General features: G+C 43.4%; 3 protein-coding genes and 1 pseudogene. 2 read left to right on the top strand and 2 right to left on the bottom strand.

Going from position 1 to position 3,199, the window contains the following annotated elements; genetic code table 11:
• Together AC2VE5_RS25080 and AC2VE5_RS25075 are read right to left on the bottom strand one after the other, a co-directional pair.
• A partial coding sequence (locus AC2VE5_RS25080) for an IS701 family transposase (RefSeq protein WP_486890318.1) occupies positions 1 to 1,135 on the bottom strand: 1,135 nt, incomplete at its 3' end.
• 27 nt (positions 1,136 to 1,162) lie between these two features.
• On the bottom strand, positions 1,163 to 1,378 hold the full coding sequence (locus AC2VE5_RS25075) for a ParA family protein (RefSeq protein ID WP_486890317.1): 216 nt from the start codon (positions 1,376 to 1,378) through the stop codon (positions 1,163 to 1,165).
• Positions 1,379 to 1,707: 329 nt separating this feature from the next.
• On the opposite strand from AC2VE5_RS25075, the gene AC2VE5_RS25070 reads away from it, so the two are divergent.
• Positions 1,708 to 1,956 carry a helix-turn-helix domain-containing protein gene (locus AC2VE5_RS25070; RefSeq protein WP_486890316.1) on the top strand — a complete coding sequence of 83 codons (249 nt, stop codon included), beginning with the start codon at positions 1,708 to 1,710 and terminating at the stop codon, positions 1,954 to 1,956.
• Positions 1,957 to 2,084: 128 nt separating this feature from the next.
• Positions 2,085 to 3,068, top strand: a pseudogene (locus AC2VE5_RS25065) (DUF499 family protein); the annotation flags it as partial.
• Positions 3,069 to 3,199 lie beyond the last annotated feature (131 nt).

The following is a 3,199-nucleotide window of genomic DNA, read 5'->3' as shown; positions in this document are numbered from 1 at the left end:
TGGCGTTCCCAGAGGAGCTATCAAAGAGCGACTTGTCTTCATCCATCAAATCTTTGGAGTGGTTGCATAATTCAAACTCCTCCCACAGGGCTTTTCTATTCTCACCCAGTTTTTGCAACACAACCCTCATCACCATCTCCCACCATTTCTCAATCTGCTCATAGTGGGTCATGCGGAAATCTGCCCAACCAAGAGCATCTTTGGCTTGCTTGAGTCCATATTCAATCCAAGTTCTAAATCCATAGCTGTCGCCAATCTCGCTTAGTTTCACCGCAGGTGCAGCGACCATGACAAACGAAGTTGAATTGTCTGGTAAGGTTTTGGGGTCAGTGGTCAAGAGCCAATACTGCTGGCGATGGCGTTTCCCGTAAATCACCTCAGCCATGTAGCGGATTTCGGTGGTGCCATTGCTAAAGGTGCGTTCAAATTTCTGCCACGGTTGTTGAATCACCTGTTGGTCTTGGGGTAGCCACAGGGCATGGTTGCTACGAATTGCTAAGATGTATGGCAGTTTCAACTCATCAAGGACATTGACGAAGTTGAGCTTGCTCTCACCGTAGAGGCTATCGGCTAATACCAGTTCAAACTTAAATCCCATCGCTTGCAGTTGCCGAATCATCGTTGCAGCAATTTGCGGCTTACTTTGATATTCGTCTGTGGTTTTTAGTCGTTCTCGTGGTTTATACACCTCAAAACACAATGGCAAAATCATGCCTTCAACTAATCCATAAGCTGTCACCGCGACTATGCCATTTTCTTTTTTGCCCACATTCCCAATGTATTGTCGTTTGACATAATCGGTACTTTTTCCTTTCTTACAATCTCCGGTTTCATCAATCAACAAAATCATTGCTTTTCCGTGCAGGACTTTGAGGATTACCTCTAGGCGCTTTTGACGCAACTGTTGGACTGTCCAAGGAGACTCCGTAAGAAAGTGATGCAAGCTCTGATGATTGTTTAGTCCAACGGCTCTAGCAATGGCTGGCAACGACTTACGTTTAATTTCGCTAATCATGCCCAAATGCAGCAACTTGAATGCTTCAAAGCTCCGCACTTCTGGAAACAACGGCTCAAACAACCGACAATATTCATCGACAAATCGAATCGTGGGTTGAGCAGATCTTGCGACTGACATATTTCTTTAAAACAATCATCTCTACCTCTATTCTAATACTCTCTGCTTAAAGTGATAAAAGAGGGATAAAGTAGGCTCTTGTGGCTGCACTTCATGATTTAGATAAAAAGTTAGGTTAGCTTGAGGATCGCAGTCTATCACTAAAACACGGTGTGATTGCTTCGCAAGCAAGAGCGCTGTGAAGAAAGCAACGGTACTTTTACCTTGACCGCCTGATAATGATATACAAGCACAGGTTTTCACTTGTTTTGCCTCCACGTAATAGTGTTAAGCATACAGACTTCGGATATCAAAGTCTACAGAGTCAAGGTATCTTTATACCTAGATACCTGTAGTTTCCAAGCTCTGAAATGATGATTAAGTTAGTATTTTTTAACTAAGTAGTTACTAGGTATAGGTATCTAGATATCTTTATCCCTAAGAGCTACTGACAGTAGCTCTACTTACGTGTCACCTCTCAAAAAATTGAGGTTAGTAGGAAGAATCAAGTATTTACACGAATTACATTTGGCTCTTGAGGTAAATATGATGTGGCAAGTAAAACATCTATTTCACACTAATAAAAAAGTTAAATGATTATTCCTAAACCGCTATTAATCAAACAGCCAGCAGTAAATAAGCTGCTCCGCGAGATACGTTCGCACACTGGTTTAACTCAAGAACAACTAGCGCTTCACTTGGGAGTCACCTACTCTACCACAAATCGATGGGAGAACGGACGTGGCAATCCTTCGCCCCTTGCTATGCGGAAGATTGAGGCAATCTTATTACAGATGGGCGATCGCGGTCGAGAGCTATTAAAAAAGTACGCTTCTAACTAAATTAGCAGCCAATTTTTATAACTAAAGCCTATAGAAATAGATGCTTTTTTGTATTAACAAAAGCATCGCGTTACCTTATCTAACTTTAATTAAGTTACCTATTCAAACTACTACAAATAATTTTAATTATGGGATTACCCTCTATTTTTGATGCTTGTACTCCCAGAGAAGAAATATTGTCAGGAGAACTTTCTCTAGACTTATTTGCTGCCAAACTAAGTTTAGTTGTGGAAGGGAAAGCCCCTCAAGTCTACCAAGACCCGAACATATTTTTTGCCAACACTTTTCCCACTGATGGTTTAAAAACCCTGATTAAAGAAGTATTTAGTCGGCTTTGTAAGACAAGTAGTGGTTCGCCAATCATCCGCCTAGAAACTAGCTTTGGCGGTGGGAAAACTCACGATGAGATTGCCTTGTGGCATATATGCAAACAAGGCAGGCGGATTCAAGGATTAGAGCGCTTTGCTGATATTAATTCTATTCCCCACCAACCAATCCAAATAGCGGCGATCGCTTGTCACGACTTAGATCCGGTTAATGGAGTCTACCATGCCGGAACGGGCATTACTACTTACACGCTTTGGGGCGAAATTGCCTACCAAATAGGTGGCGTTGAAGGCTATAAATTACTGCGGGGTTCGGACGAGCAACGAGTTAGTCCTGGTACTTCAGTTATGGAGCGCCTTACCAATGGACAACCAACTTTAATTGTCCTCGATGAAATCTCCCGTTACTTCCGGGCTGCCAAAGCAACAGTAGTAGGTAACAGTGACTTAGCAAAACAAGTAGTCGCCTTTTTATTTTCCCTAATGGATTTGGCGGCGGCTACAAGTAATCTAGTATTCGTCTACTCCCTCGCCTCAGCTTCCGATACTTTCGGCGAAGAAACTACCGAGTTACACGAAATTATCCAAGCTTCCGCAAGGCAAGATCGGGTACTTAGTCCCAGTTCTGATGTAGAAATTTACAACATCGTCAAGCAGCGCTTGTTTGCTAGTGTCAGTCAAGAAGCTGCCGAAGACGCTGCTAAAGAGTATTTGAATACCTACCGCAACAGCCGTACTTCGTTACCGGAAGGTTGCAAGGATGCGCGATACGTTCAGGCGATGGAATCGATAAAGAAGCTCATGTTTTTCAAAGTAAGCGACGATGACGCCCTGCACCTCCGCCTCCCTTACCTCTTGGCCCGCCTGAAGCTGCCGGGCCAGGTAACTGAAGGCTAGGTCTTTGGCCTTGACGACGT

This window comes from Aliterella sp. E5.1, from assembly GCF_057473825.1.
This window is presented reverse-complemented; position numbering and strand designations above follow the sequence as displayed.

Bases quoted from the DNA above. Each gene is read 5' to 3' on its own strand.
- AC2VE5_RS25070 (WP_486890316.1), top strand. From the start codon at position 1,708: ATGATTATTCCTAAACCGCTATTAATCAAACAGCCAGCAGTAAATAAG.